The organism is Bacillus sp. NEAU-Y102 (genome assembly GCF_054788175.1).
In genome coordinates, this window is record NZ_JBTWFK010000002.1 from 157246 (window position 1) to 175035 (window position 17790).

Consider the following 17790-nt stretch of genomic DNA (forward strand, 5'->3'; position numbering starts at 1 on the left):
TACCTTATCCTGTAAACACATCTTCCGATGGATATTTTATTTTTTGTTTTGCTGGTCGCGCTAAAGAAAACACAAGTGTTAACGGTCCAATTAATCCGCAAAACATAACAAACATAATAATACATTTTCCGAATGCCGATAGCTTTGCAGTAATTCCCATCGTTAATCCGACTGTGCCAAACGCTGATATTGTCTCAAATAATAATTGAATAAAGCTGAAGTTTTCTGTAAGCATTAATATAAATACCGCTGTAAAAATAAGTATTTGACTGGCAACAGCAATCGCTAAGGCCCTCGTTACTGTCGACATTTTAATTGTACGCTGAAATAAAACAATTTCTTCCTTTTTTCTAAAGAAAGAAAGGACAGATGTAATTAAGATAACAAACGTTGTTAATTTAATTCCTCCACCTGTTGATACACTTCCTGCACCAATAAACATTAAAATCATCGTAAATAATATAGATGATTCTTCCATACCTCCATAGTCAATCGTATTAAATCCAGCTGTCCGCGGGGTAATACCTTGAAAGAAGGAAGCCCATAGTTTTTCATTTAAAGATAAATTCCCTAACGTCTTCACATTATTATATTCCAATACAAAAATTACAATCATTGCTATAACATTTAACACTACTGTTCCAATAATCATTATTTTTGAGTGAAGTGATAATTTTCGAAAACTGCGACTATACCATATATCAATTAATACGGTAAAACCGAGTCCACCTATTACAATTAAAGAGCAAATCCCAATATTAATAATGGGATCCCCTACATATCTTGTTAAATTATCTGGCCATAAAGCAAATCCTGCATTATTATAAGATGCAATTACATGAAAAATACTATAGTATAAACCTTTTCCAAAACCAAACTCTGGAATAAAGCGAAACGATAAAAAGATGACCCCAATAAGCTCAATACAAATCGAAAATATAAAGACACGCTTTACTAATTTTACAAGACCACCTATATTTGTTTGATTAAATGCTTCTCCAATTAATAAACGATGGCGTAATCCGATTTTTTTGCCTAATACCCAAACAATTAAAATGGCAATTGTCATAAGACCTAGACCACCTGTTTGAATTAAAAACATAATAACAATTTCGCCAAACATCGTAAATGTACTTGCTGTATCCACTACTCCCAAACCAGTTACGGTCGCTGCTGACGTTGCTGTAAAGAAAGCATCTACCCAACTAATATGTGCTTTCGTTGCGAATGGTAACTTTAATAACAAACCGCCCACCACAATTAAGCAGAAAAAACCTAATGCTAATATTTGTGGTGGGTTTAATCGTATAAGACGATTATACAGCCCTTGTTTTTTTGTTACTTCCATATCACTAACTCCCTTATTAAAGTGAAGCTTTCCCCTCATAAATAAAAAGCTTTTAAAAAGCCCTTAAACAATTGGGACAAACCTTATATTCTTATAATATAGTTGAGCATAATCCTTTTTTTCATAGATTACAACTTTTATTTATATTCAGATTCCTTTTTGTTTTATGCTGGAAAACTATATATCCTAGCTCAATATTGCTAGCAATAACAATTTCATATGTACTATTTTTCAAATCCCCATATCTTTCACTCTATGTTCACATAGAGGTCACATCCACCTTTTATAGTATATGTATCGAAGCTGTTCCTCCCTAATTTTTAAGACATTCCCCAGTGTCTTTGAATAGCTTCCATCCCTAATTAAATTGACATAAATTGTCCCCTTCCTTGACCATCTTATAAATGATGGTCTTATTTTTTTGTCTTTCTATCTTTTCTTTAAAACTTCCTCTCTCTTTCACTCTATGTTCACACAGAGGTCACATCTACCTTTTATAGTATATATATCGAAGTTGTTCCTCCCTAATTTTTAAGACATTCCCCAGTGTCTTTGAACAACTTCCATCCCTAATTAAATTGACATAAATTGTCCCCTTCCTTGACCATCTTATAAATGATGGTCTTATTTTTTTGTCTTTCTATCTTTTCTTTAAAACTCCCTCTCTCTTTCACCCTATGTTCACATGAGAGTCACACCTACCTTTTATAGTATATATATCGAAGTTGTTCCTCCCTAATTTTTAAGACATTCCCCAGTGTCTTTGAACAGCTTCCATCCCTAATTAAATTGACATAAATTGTCCCCTTCCCTAGACCATCCTATGTGATGGTCTATTTTATTTTCCAAACACAAAATCAGTCTATCTACACTTAAATAAAAACAAAAAATTCAGAAAATATTGTTAAATTAGGTATTTTTTCGGTATAATTACTTTAGAAAGAACTTTCGCAAAAACAAAAGGGGGGATTTTATTGAAACAAACAAAAGCAATCTTAATCGCATTATTTCTAGGTCTAGTTGTTGGACTCACTCTAAATTTAGCCGCTCCATCTATCTTTGAGCCACTAAATCAATATGTGTTCAACCCAATTGGTCAATTGTTTATTCGCCTTATTAAAATGCTAGTTGTTCCTGTTGTATTCATTTCTATCGTACTTGGCGCTGCCGGCCTTGGAGATCCGAAACAACTTGGAAGAATCGGTTTAAAATCAATTTCATTCTTTCTCGTAACAACTGCGGTTGCCATCTCTATAGCGGTTACATTTGCACTTATTATAAAACCAGGAGCTGGCGGTAATTTTAAAACAGAAGGTCTTAAGTATGAAGGTACAAAAACTGAAACATCTTTCGTCGAAACATTGCTAAATATCGTACCAGATAACCCAGCAAAAGCAATGGCTGACGGAAACATGTTACAAATCATTGCCTTTGCCGTATTGATTGGACTCGGTATAGCTATTTTAGGAAAACGAGTTCAAGGTATCCATTCATTACTTGAACAGGGCAACGAATTAATGATGTATCTTGTTAATCTCGTTATGAAATTAGCCCCAATTGGAACATTCGGTTTGCTCGCTTCATCCGTTGGTAAAATGGGTCTTGCAGGCGTCGCTGCGATGTTCAAGTATATGATTGTCGTTATGTTAGTACTCATTATTCACGGGGTCTTTGTATATGGCGGCCTATTAAAGGTATTAGCAAAAGAAAGTATCGTCCGGTTCTTTAAGCATTTCGGACCGGTAATGGCAATTGGCTTTAGTACATCTAGCTCTAATGCATCTCTTCCATTTGCAATGAAAACCGCACAAGAGAAGCTTGGAGTTCCAAAAGCAATCAGCTCATTTGTACAACCACTCGGTGCAACGATTAATATGGATGGTACCGCTATTATGCAAGGGGTAGCAACTGTATTTATCGCTCAAGTATACGGAGTTGAACTTACATTACCGCAATTAGCTATGGTCGTATTAACTGCTGTACTAGCTAGTATTGGTACTGCTGGTGTACCAGGTGTTGGACTTGTAATGCTTACAATGGTTTTAAATCAAGTAAATCTACCAGTAGAAGGTATCGCTTTAATTATTGGTATTGACCGTATTCTAGATATGTCAAGAACAGCTGTAAACATTTCTGGTGATGCAATTTGTGCAATGATTGTCGCAAAATCAGAAGAAAAATATAATACTGATCAATCGGCAGCATCTTAAATCAAAAAAGGAGTGAATATATTCACTCCTTTTTTGATTTACTTCCTTTTTTCGAACGATATTCTTTCCCTTTATTATCATTACCAGTTTCAAATTCAGTGCTAAATTCCTGATTAAACTGGCCGGACTTTGGTGATCCTTGATTACCGCTCCCTTTACTACCGTTACGATTCGTCATATTTCTCCCTCCCTTCCTTGTATTAGTAGTATGGCGCTCTATCTTTTTTCATACACATTTTATTTTTTAACATCTACTACACACGAAAGAAGACCTTCCATATATAAGGAAGATCTTCTTTTTCATCACGTAAGCGTTTTCTTGTTTATAATCACTTAAATAAGTTTTTTGGAAATCGAAATCATTACACTCATTTCATCTTCTGAAAGTGCAGAGAATCTTTCTTGTAAATATTGTTTTTTCGCATCTTCCATTTTCGCAACTAAATCTTTCCCTTGTTCTGTAATCTCTAAATACACAACTCGGCGATCCGATGTAGAACGTGAACGAGTTACAAAACCTTTATTAATTAATTTTTCTGTAACAGCTGTAATATGACTATTCGACACATTTAATTCATTTGCTACACGCGATACCATTTCTTTATTCGTACGATTTAATATTCTCAGGACGATGAATTCATTCCACGGTATGTAACCACCGAATATTTTTCCGATATCATTACGCAATGTGCGAAACATAGCAAACACATTTGTCGATAGTTCTTCCATTAATTGCTCTCGATTTTGAGACAACTTTGACAGCTCCTTTTATTTCATTTAGTTAAATAAAAACCTTATTAATAATTTTACATGAAATCTTACTTTTTGTCACCTTATTTTCCCATAATTCGTAGTTTTTTAATAGGTATTTCATGATAAAATGAAGTTAACTTCCAGAAAAAGGGGGTATTTTAATGCATGAGGAGGAGAAATTCTCAAATCTCAGCCTAAAAGATAAAACGATTATCACTAGTATTATTGCTCTTTTTCTCATTATCGTTTTTGCATTTATATTTTTTGTATATGTAGGAATCTTTCAAATTACAGGTATAGAGTATAGTTCACGTACTGCGTTACTTCTCTTTTTTTATTAATCACTTTCTTAGACAGTATTACATTTTTCATCTTCAGTTTCTTCAAAGCGCTGCTATATCCACTGACACAAAACATGCCAAATTGGATTTCTATTACTCTTTTCTCATTCATTGAAATTACACTAGATTGGTTCGTCATTCATACTGCTGATAATTGGATAGAAAGCGTACAAATGTCCAACACAGCTGAATTATGTGTCGTACTATTCTTTTTCCTCTTAAATAAATTATTAAGTGACGAGAAAGAGTAAGAATACAAGCTTTTCTATATAAAAATTGGTACAATGAAAGCAAATCTTACTAAAGAGGTGTTAATTATGAACTTACAACAATGGGCTGATAAAGGTATGTCCTTTGATACATATGTGAATGAAATGCAAGTAAACCAATACGAGCTACTACACATTTACAATAACTTTTTAATTCCAAATGAATTACTTCCTGTATTAGAAGAACGTCAAAATGACGGCTGGCGTGTTATCGTATTAACTGCTGATTGGTGTGGCGATGCTCTTTTATGCGTACCTGTTATGAAACGAATTTCTGAAGTTGCAAATATTGATATGAGTTTATTAATTCGTGATGAAAACTTAGAATTAATGGATCAATATTTAACAAATGGAACAGCACGTGCGATTCCAATCTTTATTTTCATTGATAAAGATGGAAAGGAACAAGCCGTCTTTGGACCACGCGCTCCAAAAGTACAAGAATTAGTAACTTCAATGCGCGCTACATTACCTGAAAAAGAAGATCCAACATTCGAAGAAAAACAAAAAGAAATGTATGCTAATTTCCGTGCTACATTAGCTGATGATACTTCTCTTTGGGAGCATGTAATGGAAAATATGGTGGAAAAAATAGTAAAATAAAAAAACCTGCCGAGCTCGGCAGGTTTTTTTATTACATAATGAAGAAATAGAATACCGCAGCTAAAATGAAACGATAGTAAGCGAACGGTGTTAGTTTTACACGAGATAATAATTTCAAGAATGAAACAATTGCAAGCATCGCAACAACGAATGCAGTTACAAATCCTGTTACAAATAGCGTTATATCTGCTGAGCTTAATACATCCCAGCTTTTAATTAAATCTAACCCACTTGCAGCTACCATCATCGGTACCGCTAAAATGAACGTATATTCAGCTGCCGCTGTATGCGACACGCGAGCTAATAAACCACCACTGATTGTAGAACCAGAACGAGAAAACCCTGGCCAAAGAGCTAAACATTGGAACATTCCAATTGTAAATGCCTGTTTATATGTGATTTCATCTAACGTTCTTGCTGTACTTGGTTTTGAAAACTTCTCAGCAACAATCATTAAAATACCACCGGCTACTAAGCTAATAACAACTGGTCCTGGACCAAATAAAACCTCTTTAATAGTGCTATGGAATAATACGCCAAGTACCCCGGCAGGAATCATCCCGATAATAATATGTAATAAATTTAACGATGGTCCGTCTGTTACTTTTCCTATTCCAACTAACGACCATAGACGCTTCCAGAATATAACAACAACTGCTAAAATCGATCCCAATTGGATAACAACTTCGAAAACTTTCGCTCTCTCATCTTCAAATCCAATTAAATGTCCTGTTAAAATCATATGTCCTGTTGATGATACTGGTAGAAACTCTGTTAACCCTTCAACAGCACCCATGATTAAACCAATTAACCAATCAGCCACAAGTAGTGCCTCCTTAATAACAAATAATATGTAATTTTTTCACACCTTATCATAATACCTTATCCCTTTTCAAAGTGCATCCTTTTTTTATTGGTTTCATATGTTGTAGGCGCGTATTTCTTTTCTAATCTTTGATTAAATTGTATGATAGTAAGAGTTTGTTTTTTTATACGGAAAGGGGATTTTATGAAAGAAACTACTTCATTCTCACAAAAGTTAAAGCAATTTGTATTACTATTTTTTCCGATTTTCGTAACGCAAATGTCATTATTTGCGATGAGTTTTTTTGATACAACAATGTCAGGACATGCAAGTCCAACTGATTTAGCAGGTGTTGCAATTGGAACAAGTATATGGCTTCCAGTTAGTACGGGATTAACAGGAATTTTAATGGCTACTACTCCCATTGTTGCACAGCTCGTTGGATCCAAGAAAAAAGAGGACGTTCCCCACGTTGTCATACAAGCAGTTTATTTAGCAATTTGTGCTAGCTTCGTTGTTATCCTCATCGGTTTCTTCGTCGTTTCACCTATTTTAAACGGCATGCGCTTAGAAGAACCTGTGGAACGAATTGCAGCTCAATTTTTAAGTATTATCGCAATAGGAATTATACCTTTATTCACGTACACTGTTTTACGTGGATTTATTGATGCATTAGGAAAAACTCGAACAACGATGATTATTACATTACTATCATTACCAATTAACGTAATATTAAATTACCTATTAATTTTTGGTAACTTCGGTTTCCCAAAGCTTGGTGGTGTCGGAGCAGCAATTGCTTCCACTGCAACATATTGGTGCATTTTAATTATTACAGTCATTATTATTCAGACGAAAGAGCCTTTTGCCTCTTTTAACATTTTCAAACAATTATATCGTCCTTCTCTTTCGAGTTGGACAGCATTCTTAAAGCTTGGCGTCCCTATCGGATTTGCTATCTTTTTTGAAACAAGTATTTTCGCTGCGGTAACGCTTATGATGAGTAATTTTAGTACGACAACTATTGCAGCTCACCAAGCAGCTATGAACTTTGCTTCCTTGTTATATATGACTCCGCTAAGTTTAGCAATGGCAATGACTATTGCAGTCGGATTCGAAGTTGGAGCAAAACGTTACGATAATGCAAAACAATACGGACTGATTGGAATTGGATTAGCCCTTGCCTTTGCTTTATTATATTCGATTCTTCTCTACTTCTTTGATAATCAAATTGCTTCTATTTATACGACAGATGCAAAAGTTCATCATTTAGCAAAAGAATTTCTTATCTTTGCGATTTTATTTCAAATTTCAGATGCAATTGCAACCCCTGTACAAGGAGCTCTGCGTGGTTATAAAGATGTAAATGTTGCTCTAATTATGACTTTAATTGCTTATTGGATAATAGGTCTACCACTAGGTTACATACTAGCAACGTATACAGAATGGGCCGCAAAAGGCTATTGGATCGGTCTTATTATCGGTCTAGCATTTGGCGCTGCCTTCCTACTTATCCGTCTCTTTCAAGTACAACGAAAATATGCAACACAAAACAGCCGCTAATAATAAAGCGGCTGTTTTCTTTATGCATATTTTTTCTTGTAACGTGTAATATAATGAAAAAGAAAGGTGGGTACATATGGACGACAAAGAAAAAAAGCAATCATTCGATGAAGAATTTGCCCCTGAAATTTCACCTGGATATCGGCAAGATGTACATAAGCCACCTAAATATAAAAACACTTCGTTTTTAATGGGCATTACCATTTTCGCTGCTGTATTACTCATACTTATCATTTTCGTTTATTTTTGATGAAAGGTGCCTATTATATGAAGAAACAAAATTCCAATCGTTCAAAAAGAACTGTTAAAACACAAAAAGGATATGCAGGAGATTCTGTTCATACACTTAAACAAGTCGAGCAAGGAAATTTATATATTGCTCAAAAAGAACTTGGTCAACAAAATGAAAATCTTTAAAGGCCCTTGATTCCTTGAGGGCCTTTTTATTCCGCATTAAGTAGTACCCCCCCAAATGTTCTATTGAGCAATGAATTTCCTTTATTGTACGCGCTGCTTTTGTTCTAGCACCATAAATATATTATTAACCTTTACAATTTTCACTTCATAATTCAATTTCATTTTGCTTCTCTTACCATTTTCAGTACCCGCAACGTACGCTACAGCTTGATAAAGAAAACTCTCATCGGTCTCTTCACGTATCTCCTCGTTTGTAAATTTATACTCTAAATCTTGAAAACGATTTGGATAATAATTTCCCATTAATTGTTCATACCCTCTATTTAAAAATAGTTCTTCACCTTTTCGTTTCACATCTTCTTTATTAGTAAACTCAAACACTGATAGTTGCTCGGTCACAAAATGCTCTCCTACCTTTTTCATTTCATTATGAGTTAAATTTTCTATACTTTTGTTCTTTAATTCCTTATTTAACTCGTACTGATCAATCGGTTTAAAGGTAGCAAAAACCTTCTCTTTATATGACCAAAACAATACAAAAGTGATACATAGAGAAATGATTAACAATCTTTTTTTCGTAATACTCCCGCCCTTCTTCATAATGATAGCTATATTTTAACATATAGAAAGAAAATTCTGATATCATAAAGTAGAATAACTTAACTCAGAAACGAGGAACAATTATGGACTCTTACAAACATTATATAAAAGAAGCTTTGCCTAATCTTTCTATACGTTCATATAAACAAAATGAAGGAGGATGGGATAATGTAGCAGTTATAGTAAATGATGAGCTACTGTTTCGTTTCCCGCGAAAACAGGAATATGCAATGCGAATTCCGTTAGAAAAAGAACTATGCACAATTCTCACTCAATCACTACAAGAAATCGAAGTTCCACAATATCACCTAATTTATAAAAATGAATCTGATGAGGTTCCTCTTTGTAGTTACTATACTCTCATTCATGGTGAACCATTAAAAACAGAAACAATTGCCACGCTGGAGGATACAGAGCTGAAAGCAATTATTACAAAATTAGCTACTTTCCTTGCGGTACTACATAGTATTCCTTTAAACCAAGTTACAACGCTATGTTTCCCTATTAGAAAAACATGTACCTACTGGAAAGAGCTACAAACAAAATTAAACCAATATCTCACTACTAACCTTACTTCATTACAGAAACTAGCCTTAAATCGCTTATTTGAAAATTTCTTTGCATGTTTAGCTACATCCACTTTTCAAAACACAATCATTCACGCTGATTTTACACATCATCACATTTTATTTAACAAGCAGAACAAAAGCATTTCAGGTGTTATCGATTTTGGTGATGCGCAAATTGGCGATCCTGCTTTTGATTTTGCAGGACTATATTATGATTTCGGACATGAGTTTACTACATCTGTATATGAACAGTACAGTACACTTATTTCTCATCATGATCCATTACTCATTCACCGCATTACTACCTTTTATCAATACAGTCCTTTACTACATAATATTATTTATAACTTTGAGTCAGAGAATGAACTCGAATTCATTACAAGTACAGAACAGCTAAAAACGATATTACAGGGATGAGATTACATTCTCTCCCTGTATACTCTTTCCTCATACATCATTAACTTTTTATCCATTTCAACAATAACTTTATACAATTGAAATGCCTGTAAGATTTGCAGTTGAATTTCAAAAGGAGCATTTTGTTCTTTTAACCATTGAAATACTTTCGTTTCATCTTTCATTGATTATTCCTCCCTTTATCCCGCTATTTGCGGGCAGTAAGACCCCCACCTCAAAATTCAGCGGAAGCAAAGAAGTTAGGTGGGGGTCGGGCTGCCCGTTAAAGCCCGATTGGTTAAGGCTAATAATCAGTGGGTGATGAACAAAACCCCACTGATTAAAGTTTCACTTTATTAAAATCTGCTACAAATATACCGTAAATGATGAAAAGCTTTTCATGTCAATAACAAAAAAGGATGCAAAGTTGCATCCTTTAATGAACTATATTTTTCTTCTGTTTCGCTTCTTTCTTTACTTCTTCCCTTTGGCATTCACTACGAAACGCACAACTTATACACTCAGAACGAAAATGACGCTCAGTATAATGCTCAGGTTGCTGTAACATTTCTTTCATTCTAGATAAATCAGCCATTCCAGTTATAATATCTTCCTGTTTCGGAATGTACTCATACTTAGTTCCTTCTATTAAATTAATAACTTCAATTTTTCCTGGAAGAACGCCGAAAGCTTTATAACTGAATACTGTCATTAGCTTCTGACAAAGAGCAAGCATTTCCTCATCCGCATCGACAACATACTTTTTAATTACAAACGACTCAGCATTCCACTCACCAACTTCAAATGTCAATGACATGTGGACACCTAACTCTTCCATATATGTTTGAAACTTCTCGTATAAAAACAATGGTGGTGTCTGACTATCATCCCTTTCAACAAACTGTAATAAGTGATCCGTTAGCTTCGCTAATACAATATAGTACTCCGTCTTCGAAGCAAACATATTAATCCTTACTTTTTTCCAATACTTTTCTATTAATATTAAAAGTACAATTTTCGTTTGTTGACCCGCAGGTAGCGTGTAATACTCGTTAATAATTTGATTCACAATCATTTGCGCTATTTGTTGCCATTCAAATGAAGAAGGTTCTCTTCTTTTTATATGACGAAAATAAAATTTATGCGGACACCGCATAAAATCATACAAATGATAATCTGTCATCGTTTTGATTGAGATTTTCTCATGCACTTGCTCTTCAGCTCCCTTCTGCCATTAAGAAAGGTGTTTTACAAATTTAGCTCCAAACTGTAAACATTTTTCTACATCTTCATCTTCTGGCGTTAATTCTACTTTTAGTCCTTCTAACACAACTGCTGCTCCGCGCTCTTGTAGCTTTTCTATTAAAATGTCAACCGCCACTCCGTATTTCGGATAAGCCGAATCACATGATCCGAATACGGCCGCTTTTTTCCCAGTTAAATCAATAGAATCCATTGCATCATAAAAATCTAAGAAATCATCAGGAAGATCACCATCTCCCCATGTGTATGCACCTAAAATAATTCCATCATACTGTTCCAATATAGAAGCTTCTGGTGAATCCATAATATCAATAACTTCAATTTCATTTTCTGTTTCACGAATTACGCCGGCAATATGGTCAGCCATTTCCTCTGTATTTCCACTCATACTTGCAAAAATCATTACTAACTTACTCAACTGAACCTCTCCCTTTACTTTGTATCTCTTTTTCTGTTTGAATGCTCTTCTTCTCATCTACATATTCAGACCGAATTACATTTCGTTGCCATTCCATATGCTGATCAACATCTTTATTTTTATCTTTTAATCCCCTCCGTAGAAGGTGAAATTTTTTTCTCATTAACATGTCGCATCCATCCTATTGATAATAATTATCAATTTCAACTATATTTAGATTAATTGACATTGATTATCAATGTCAACAACTATTTTTAAAAAGATGATTAAAATGTACAAGCTTGTCCGTTAGCTATTCATATACTATAAATGAGCATAGTTCTTTCTCAGCCCTCTCTGACGGAAAGAAATAAAAGCAACTGCGATAGAGCGCAGTTGCCTTTTTTTGTTTTTCTATGATTTTAGTAATCTTATAGTAGTCTCTAAGAATAGCTCCACTCCACAAATTAATGCTGATTCATCCACGTCAAATTTCGGATGATGATGTGGATAACAAGTATATATATTTTCATTACCTGTTCCTAATTTAATGAAACAACCGGGTGCTTTTCTTAAATATGCTGAAAAATCTTCCCCACCCATAGAAGGTTCAAGCTTAACAACACGCTCATTCCCAAACAAATGTAGTGCACTTTCTTCTACTATTTTCGTAATATATTCATCATTAATAACCGGATCATATCCATATCGATACGTATATGTATAATCTCCTCCATGTGCTTCTGTAATTCCTTTCACAATTTTTTCGATTTTCCCTTCTGCTTCTATTCTTAATGTTTGATTAAAAGAACGTACAGTTCCCATTAAAGTTGCTGTACTTGGAATAATATTATCAGCCATTCCCCCATGGAACTGCGTAACTGAAACGACTCTTTGCATGAAAGCACTTGTATTTCTTGATACGATATGTTGTAAATTTGTAATAATCTGTGCTCCGATAGCAATAGGGTCAATCGTTTCTTCTGGACGTGCTGCATGTCCTCCTTTGCCTTGGATCTCAACTGTAAATACGTCTGGAGCTGCCATCATTGGCCCATACGCAATACCTATCTTTCCGCTCTCCAATCCAGACATAACATGTAAACCTATTACATAATCAACACCGTCCATAACGCCCGCCTCGACCATTTCTTGTCCACCACCAGGGTATGCTTCTTCTGCATGCTGAAAGAATAGACGAATTTCCCCTACAAACTCTTCCTTCATATTTGATAACATCTCTGCTGTACTTAATAAAATAGCTGCATGAGCATCGTGCCCACATGCATGCATCACTCCTTTATTTACAGACGTATAAGATTTCCTTGTCTCCTCTTGGATTGGTAAAGCATCTATATCAGCTCGAATCGCAATCACTTTCCCTTGCTTCACGCCTCTTTTAATTGCTAGTACACTATACTTCGTCGGTCTCGTTACTTCAAAAGAAGAAAACGAGCATAATGTATCATATATAAATTGCGAAGTTTCTTTTTCATGAAATGATAATTCCGGATACTTGTGGAAATGTCGTCTCCATTTTATAATGTTTTCTTCTGAAATAAGATCCTTCCAAACCCTCGTCATTAGAGATTCCTCCTTTTAAGAAACTTTAGGAATTCATACATTAACTATGAAAAAATGCAAACAAATATTGCATTTCTATACATTCTCTCAGGGCAATTTTATACATTCACACAATCCACTTCCTATTTACATATCAAACCCATTACAAATTCATGCTGAATGTAATATAATTGCTAAGTTAGGGATTTTCTTTTTTAGTATTTAGTGCTAATATCAGAAAAGAGCCTTTTGACTTATTTTTACCTAAAATGTGGGATTTTGTTTTTTTCACAATAATGTAGGACATGATACCTACAAAGAGCTATTATTTCATTAAGAGAGGGAAAGACATGGAAAGATTAAAAGAGATATGGTCTCGACCACTCACACAATGGGTTGCAAAGACGGTTTATTATCTTGCAATTTTATTTGCATTACTTTGGTTGTATGGATTCCATGATACAAACACAAGTACATTTATTTACAATGAATTCTAGGGTGGGAACGTTATGAAGTTATTAGAACTAATTGAAAAGTGGGCTATTGAAACGCCTGATCAAACTGCTTTTGTTTGGCGAGATGCGAAAATTACGTACAAACAATTAAAGGAAGATTCTGATGCGTTAGCACATTGGATTTCTTCTGCGTATCCAGATGATCGTTCACCAATTATGGTGTATGGCCATATGCAACCTGAAATGATTATTAACTTTTTAGGATGTGTAAAAGCTGGACATGCTTATATTCCTGTAGATTTATCTATCCCAGCTGATCGTGTACAACGTATCGCTGAAAATTCTGGTGCGAAATTACTTTTATCGGCAGCAGCAGTAACTGTAACTGATTTACCAGTTCGCATCGTAAGTGAAGACAACTTAAAAGATATTTTCTTTACTCATAAAGGGAACACTCCAAATCCTGAACATGCGGTAAAAGGTGATGAGAACTTCTACATTATTTACACATCAGGAAGCACAGGTAATCCGAAAGGGGTTCAGATTACTTATAACTGCCTTGTTAGCTTTACAAAATGGGCTGTAGAAGATTTTAACTTACAAACAGGGCAAGTATTCTTAAACCAAGCACCTTTCTCATTCGATTTATCTGTCATGGATATTTACCCATCATTAGTAACAGGTGGTACACTTTGGGCAATCGATAAAGATATGATTGCGCGTCCAAAAGACTTGTTTGCTTCTTTAGAGCAATCGGATATACAAGTATGGACTTCCACACCTTCTTTCGCTGAAATGTGTTTAATGGAAGCATCCTTCTCTGAGAGTATGCTACCGAACATGAAAACATTCTTATTCTGTGGTGAAGTATTACCAAATGAAGTAGCTAGAAAATTAATTGAGCGTTTCCCAAATGCAACAATTATGAATACGTACGGTCCAACAGAAGCTACTGTCGCTGTAACAGGTATTCACGTTACAGAAGAAGTACTTGATCAATACAAATCACTTCCAGTTGGCTATTGTAAATCAGACTGTCGCCTTCTTATTATGAAAGAAGATGGCACGATTGCACCTGATGGTGAAAAAGGTGAAATCGTAATTGTCGGTCCAAGCGTAAGCGTTGGATACTTAGGAAGCCCTGAATTAACAGAAAAAGCATTTACTATGATTGACGGTGAGCGCGCCTATAAAACAGGCGATGCTGGCTATGTAGAAAATGGTCTTCTATTCTATAATGGTCGTCTTGATTTCCAAATTAAGCTGCATGGTTATCGAATGGAATTAGAAGAAATTGAGCATCACCTTCGTGCGTGTTCTTACGTTGAGGGAGCAGTTATCGTTCCAATTAAAAAAGGTGAGAAATACGATTATTTATTAGCGGTTGTTGTTCCTGGAGAGCATTCGTTTGAAAAAGAATTCAAATTAACATCTGCAATCAAAAAAGAACTCAATGAGCGATTACCAAACTACATGATTCCACGTAAATTCATGTATCAATCTTCTATTCCAATGACACCAAATGGAAAGGTAGATCGCAAAAAATTATTGAGTGAGGTTACAGCATGACCGCATATGGATCATTTTATTTTTTCGCTATAGTGGGCATTTTATTAATACCTACTATCATAGCTGGATTAAAAGGTAAAATGTTGCGTAAATATAATGCCGTTTTAACATTAGTCATGCTTGCTATTATCTTCTCAGATAAACCAAAGCAAGCAATGATGTTAGCTGCATTTATTATTTGGCAATATGCCCTTATTAAAGGCTATTTAATTTTAAGAAAACAAAATAATAGTACATTCACATTTTGCATAGCTGTTATTTTATCGATTTTGCCTCTTATTTTGGCAAAAATCGCACCATTTGCATCGTTATTACCTGAGTTAAAACTTGTTGTTTTTCTAGGTATATCTTACGTAACATTCAGAGCAGTTCAAATGGTATTTGAAGTTCGTGATGGTTTAATTAAAGAGCTTTCTTTCTTTAACTTCTGGGAATTCGTTTTATTCTTCCCTGCAATTTCAACAGGACCTATCGATCGTTACAGAAGATTCCAAAAAGATATTCAAAAGCCACCTAGCGCTGAAGAATATCAAAATTTATTATATACAGGACTAAATCGTATTTTCCAAGGTTTCTTGTATAAATTTATTATTGCTTACTTAATAAAGCAATATTGTATGGATCCAGCATTCGCTCAACACGATACAATCTTTTCAAATATGATTTACATGTATAGCTATAGCTTATATCTATTCTTTGATTTTGCTGGTTATAGCTCTTTTGTAATTGGTGTAAGTTATATGATGGGAATTAAAACGCCAGAAAACTTTAATAAGCCATTCCTTAGTCGTAATATTAAAGACTTCTGGAACCGCTGGCACATGAGTTTATCATTCTGGTTCCGTGATTTTATTTACATGCGTTTCGTCTTTTTTGCAACGAAGAAAAAGTTAATTAAGAACCGTTACACAATTTCATATATCGGTGCATTTTTAAACTTTTTCATTATGGGAATTTGGCATATCCAAGGAAGCGCTGTTGCGCAGTATATTATTTATGGTCTATATCATGCCGCACTGTTTATTTTATTCGATATTTTCGAACGAAAAAACAAAAAGCATAAATTTTGGCCAAATAATAAATTCACACGCATCCTTGCGATTGTAATTACGTTCCACGTTGTATGTTTCGGTTTCCTAATCTTCTCTGGACACCTTAACAGATACTTTTAATGCACCCTTCTTATTCCATTAAGAAGTTGCACATATAATATATTTCGGATATAAAGGAGATTTTAAAAATGGCAGAATTCAAAGAGCAAGTATTAGATATTTTAGAAGAAGTATGTGAAAACGATATTGTGAAAGAAAACTTAGATGTTCAATTATTTGAAGAAGGTATCCTTGATTCTTTCGCTGTAGTATCTTTATTAGTTGAATTCCAAGAGCGTTTAGATATTGAAGTTTCTATTTCTGATTTTGACCGTGACGAGTGGGCTACACCAAACATGGTTATTAAGAAGTTGGAAGAAATCCGATGAACAAAGCAAAATTTGGTCCGATGCTTTTAGCATTGGCCCTTTTTGCTGTATTCTTACTTATTCCAACGCGCTTCCTACTTCCACTTTTAAGTGATGAAAAAGTAGAACAAGCTGCTACTTCTTTAAAAGAAGAAAAAATTCAAAGTATGATTTTACAGCAAAAGATGTTAGCAAATCCAAAATATCTTCCAATGTACGGTTCATCGGAATTCGCACGTATGGATGCTTTCCATCCATCTAATTATTTTAAAGTAAAGCCTGAAGGATTTACGCCATTCCTTCTTGGACGCGGCGGAACACAAGACCTTGTACATGTGTTAAACTTCGCATCTACAATGGATCAATTGAAAGATAAGAAAATGGTATTTGTTCTTTCTCCGCAATGGTTTGTACCACAAGGTATTGATGAAACGCACTTTGCACCAAACTTTTCAAAACAACAAGGTTACCACTTCATTTTCAACAATGATTTAAAACCTGAAATGAAAAAACAAATTGCAAAGCGTTTATTAAACTTTGAGATTGTAAAAAAAGAAACTTTATTAAAAATTTCACTTGAAGGTATCGCTTATGATGATACGAAGTATAAAGTAAAAGCACTTGCTGCTAAACCTTTCGCTTATATTTACCATAACATTTTAGATCGTAAAGATTTATTTACAGCCATGTTTAATATTAAACCGCACAAAGAAAAGCTTGACCCTTCATTAAAACAAATGAACTGGGAAGAGGCTCGTAAACATGCGGATCAAACAGGTGCAGTGGAATCTGGATCTAACGAATACGGTATTGAAGATGATTATTTCAATAGCAAAATTAAGAAAAAATTAAAACAACGTGAAGGTTACTTAAAAAATGATGCTTATGACCAATCGCCAGAATATGAAGATTTACAAATTGTACTTGATTTATTAAAACAATCTGGTGCAAAACCGCTCTTCATTTCTGTTCCTGTCAAAGGTCCTTGGTACGACTACGCTGGCTTCCCGAAAGAACGCCGCGAAGCATACTATAAGAAAGTTCATGAGCAAATCGAAAAAGCTGGTTATCCAATTGCCGACTTCTCAAATCATGAATACGATAAATACTTCTTAAAAGATCATATGCACTTAGGTTGGAAAGGCTGGGTTTACATCGACGAAGCCATCCAACAATTTTATAAAGCAAACTAATGAAAAGACCGCTTGAA

General features: G+C 34.6%; 21 protein-coding genes and 1 pseudogene. 12 read left to right on the forward strand and 10 right to left on the reverse strand.

Annotated features, from left to right (window positions below; translation table 11 throughout):
• Positions 1-4: 4 nt before the first annotated feature.
• Positions 5-1348 carry a TrkH family potassium uptake protein gene (locus ACYFX0_RS07220; RefSeq protein WP_000454114.1) on the reverse strand — a complete coding sequence of 448 codons (1344 nt, stop codon included), beginning with the start codon at positions 1346-1348 and terminating at the stop codon, positions 5-7.
• Positions 1349-2322: 974 nt separating this feature from the next.
• Between ACYFX0_RS07220 and ACYFX0_RS07225 the strand changes: the two genes are divergently transcribed.
• The gene (locus ACYFX0_RS07225) at positions 2323-3558 is read left to right on the forward strand and encodes a dicarboxylate/amino acid:cation symporter (protein WP_016097994.1); all 1236 of its coding nucleotides are present in this window, start codon (positions 2323-2325) and stop codon (positions 3556-3558) included.
• A gap of 22 nt (positions 3559-3580) precedes the next feature.
• Here ACYFX0_RS07225 and ACYFX0_RS07230 read toward each other — a convergent pair whose 3' ends face one another.
• On the reverse strand, positions 3581-3736 hold the full coding sequence (locus tag ACYFX0_RS07230; protein WP_000184928.1) for a hypothetical protein: 156 nt from the start codon (positions 3734-3736) through the stop codon (positions 3581-3583).
• A gap of 155 nt (positions 3737-3891) precedes the next feature.
• Positions 3892-4311 (reverse strand): MarR family winged helix-turn-helix transcriptional regulator, encoded by a 420-nt coding sequence (locus tag ACYFX0_RS07235; RefSeq protein ID WP_000081433.1) that lies wholly within the window; start codon positions 4309-4311, stop codon positions 3892-3894.
• Positions 4312-4472: 161 nt separating this feature from the next.
• On the opposite strand from ACYFX0_RS07235, the pseudogene ACYFX0_RS07240 reads away from it, so the two are divergent.
• Positions 4473-4903, forward strand: a pseudogene (locus ACYFX0_RS07240) (regulatory YrvL family protein).
• A 33-nt stretch (positions 4904-4936) separates the two neighbouring features.
• Entirely contained in the window at positions 4937-5524 is a 588-nt protein-coding gene (locus ACYFX0_RS07245) for a thioredoxin family protein (protein ID WP_106081441.1), read from the forward strand.
• Between the two features lie 31 nt (positions 5525-5555).
• On the opposite strand, the gene uppP is transcribed toward ACYFX0_RS07245, so the two are convergent.
• Positions 5556-6347, reverse strand: coding sequence for a bacitracin resistance undecaprenyl-diphosphatase (uppP, locus tag ACYFX0_RS07250; protein WP_000796263.1), 792 nt, complete (start codon positions 6345-6347; stop codon positions 5556-5558).
• Between the two features lie 186 nt (positions 6348-6533).
• On the opposite strand from uppP, the gene ACYFX0_RS07255 reads away from it, so the two are divergent.
• The 3 genes from ACYFX0_RS07255 to ACYFX0_RS07265 all read left to right on the forward strand — a co-directional run bounded on the left by ACYFX0_RS07255 (position 6534) and on the right by ACYFX0_RS07265 (position 8309).
• A complete protein-coding gene (locus tag ACYFX0_RS07255; RefSeq protein WP_000665558.1) occupies positions 6534-7892 on the forward strand; it encodes an MATE family efflux transporter in 1359 nt (452 codons plus the stop codon).
• 76 nt (positions 7893-7968) lie between these two features.
• Positions 7969-8142 (forward strand): hypothetical protein, encoded by a 174-nt coding sequence (locus ACYFX0_RS07260; protein ID WP_000341062.1) that lies wholly within the window; start codon positions 7969-7971, stop codon positions 8140-8142.
• 17 nt (positions 8143-8159) lie between these two features.
• The gene (locus ACYFX0_RS07265) at positions 8160-8309 is read left to right on the forward strand and encodes a hypothetical protein (protein ID WP_000744623.1); all 150 of its coding nucleotides are present in this window, start codon (positions 8160-8162) and stop codon (positions 8307-8309) included.
• A gap of 81 nt (positions 8310-8390) precedes the next feature.
• Here the strand turns inward: ACYFX0_RS07265 and ACYFX0_RS07270 are convergent, their stop codons facing one another.
• Positions 8391-8909 (reverse strand): hypothetical protein, encoded by a 519-nt coding sequence (locus tag ACYFX0_RS07270; protein WP_016097984.1) that lies wholly within the window; start codon positions 8907-8909, stop codon positions 8391-8393.
• Positions 8910-8992: 83 nt separating this feature from the next.
• Here ACYFX0_RS07270 and ACYFX0_RS07275 point away from each other — a divergent pair, with 83 nt between their 5' ends.
• Positions 8993-9895: an aminoglycoside phosphotransferase family protein gene (locus ACYFX0_RS07275; protein WP_106081442.1), complete on the forward strand. Its 903-nt coding sequence runs from the start codon at positions 8993-8995 to the stop codon at positions 9893-9895.
• Between the two features lie 2 nt (positions 9896-9897).
• On the opposite strand, the gene ACYFX0_RS07280 is transcribed toward ACYFX0_RS07275, so the two are convergent.
• The 5 genes from ACYFX0_RS07280 to ACYFX0_RS07300 all read right to left on the reverse strand — a co-directional run bounded on the left by ACYFX0_RS07280 (position 9898) and on the right by ACYFX0_RS07300 (position 13118).
• A complete protein-coding gene (locus ACYFX0_RS07280; protein WP_000651086.1) occupies positions 9898-10059 on the reverse strand; it encodes a hypothetical protein in 162 nt (53 codons plus the stop codon).
• A gap of 251 nt (positions 10060-10310) precedes the next feature.
• Positions 10311-11084 (reverse strand): hypothetical protein, encoded by a 774-nt coding sequence (locus tag ACYFX0_RS07285; protein ID WP_000544580.1) that lies wholly within the window; start codon positions 11082-11084, stop codon positions 10311-10313.
• A 24-nt stretch (positions 11085-11108) separates the two neighbouring features.
• Entirely contained in the window at positions 11109-11555 is a 447-nt protein-coding gene (locus ACYFX0_RS07290) for a flavodoxin (protein WP_000041154.1), read from the reverse strand.
• Complete coding sequence (locus tag ACYFX0_RS07295; RefSeq protein ID WP_000929009.1) at positions 11548-11724, reverse strand: hypothetical protein; 177 nt, start codon at positions 11722-11724, stop codon at positions 11548-11550. The genes ACYFX0_RS07290 and ACYFX0_RS07295 overlap by 8 nt, the downstream gene beginning before the upstream one ends.
• A gap of 224 nt (positions 11725-11948) precedes the next feature.
• Entirely contained in the window at positions 11949-13118 is a 1170-nt protein-coding gene (locus tag ACYFX0_RS07300; protein ID WP_106081443.1) for an amidohydrolase, read from the reverse strand.
• Between the two features lie 329 nt (positions 13119-13447).
• Between ACYFX0_RS07300 and ACYFX0_RS07305 the strand changes: the two genes are divergently transcribed.
• The 5 genes from ACYFX0_RS07305 (at position 13448) to dltD (ending at position 17773) form a co-directional block, all read left to right on the forward strand.
• On the forward strand, positions 13448-13594 hold the full coding sequence (locus ACYFX0_RS07305; protein WP_000440293.1) for a teichoic acid D-Ala incorporation-associated protein DltX: 147 nt from the start codon (positions 13448-13450) through the stop codon (positions 13592-13594).
• A 12-nt stretch (positions 13595-13606) separates the two neighbouring features.
• Positions 13607-15121, forward strand: a complete 1515-nt coding sequence (gene dltA / locus ACYFX0_RS07310) for a D-alanine--poly(phosphoribitol) ligase subunit DltA (protein ID WP_000770497.1) — start codon at positions 13607-13609, stop codon at positions 15119-15121.
• On the forward strand, positions 15118-16293 hold the full coding sequence (dltB, locus tag ACYFX0_RS07315; protein WP_000127954.1) for a D-alanyl-lipoteichoic acid biosynthesis protein DltB: 1176 nt from the start codon (positions 15118-15120) through the stop codon (positions 16291-16293). The genes dltA and dltB overlap by 4 nt, the downstream gene beginning before the upstream one ends.
• Positions 16294-16361: 68 nt before the next feature.
• Positions 16362-16601, forward strand: a complete 240-nt coding sequence (gene dltC, locus ACYFX0_RS07320) for a D-alanine--poly(phosphoribitol) ligase subunit DltC (RefSeq protein ID WP_000807310.1) — start codon at positions 16362-16364, stop codon at positions 16599-16601.
• Positions 16598-17773, forward strand: coding sequence for a D-alanyl-lipoteichoic acid biosynthesis protein DltD (gene dltD / locus ACYFX0_RS07325; protein WP_460270169.1), 1176 nt, complete (start codon positions 16598-16600; stop codon positions 17771-17773). The genes dltC and dltD overlap by 4 nt, the downstream gene beginning before the upstream one ends.
• Positions 17774-17790: the final 17 nt, after the last annotated feature.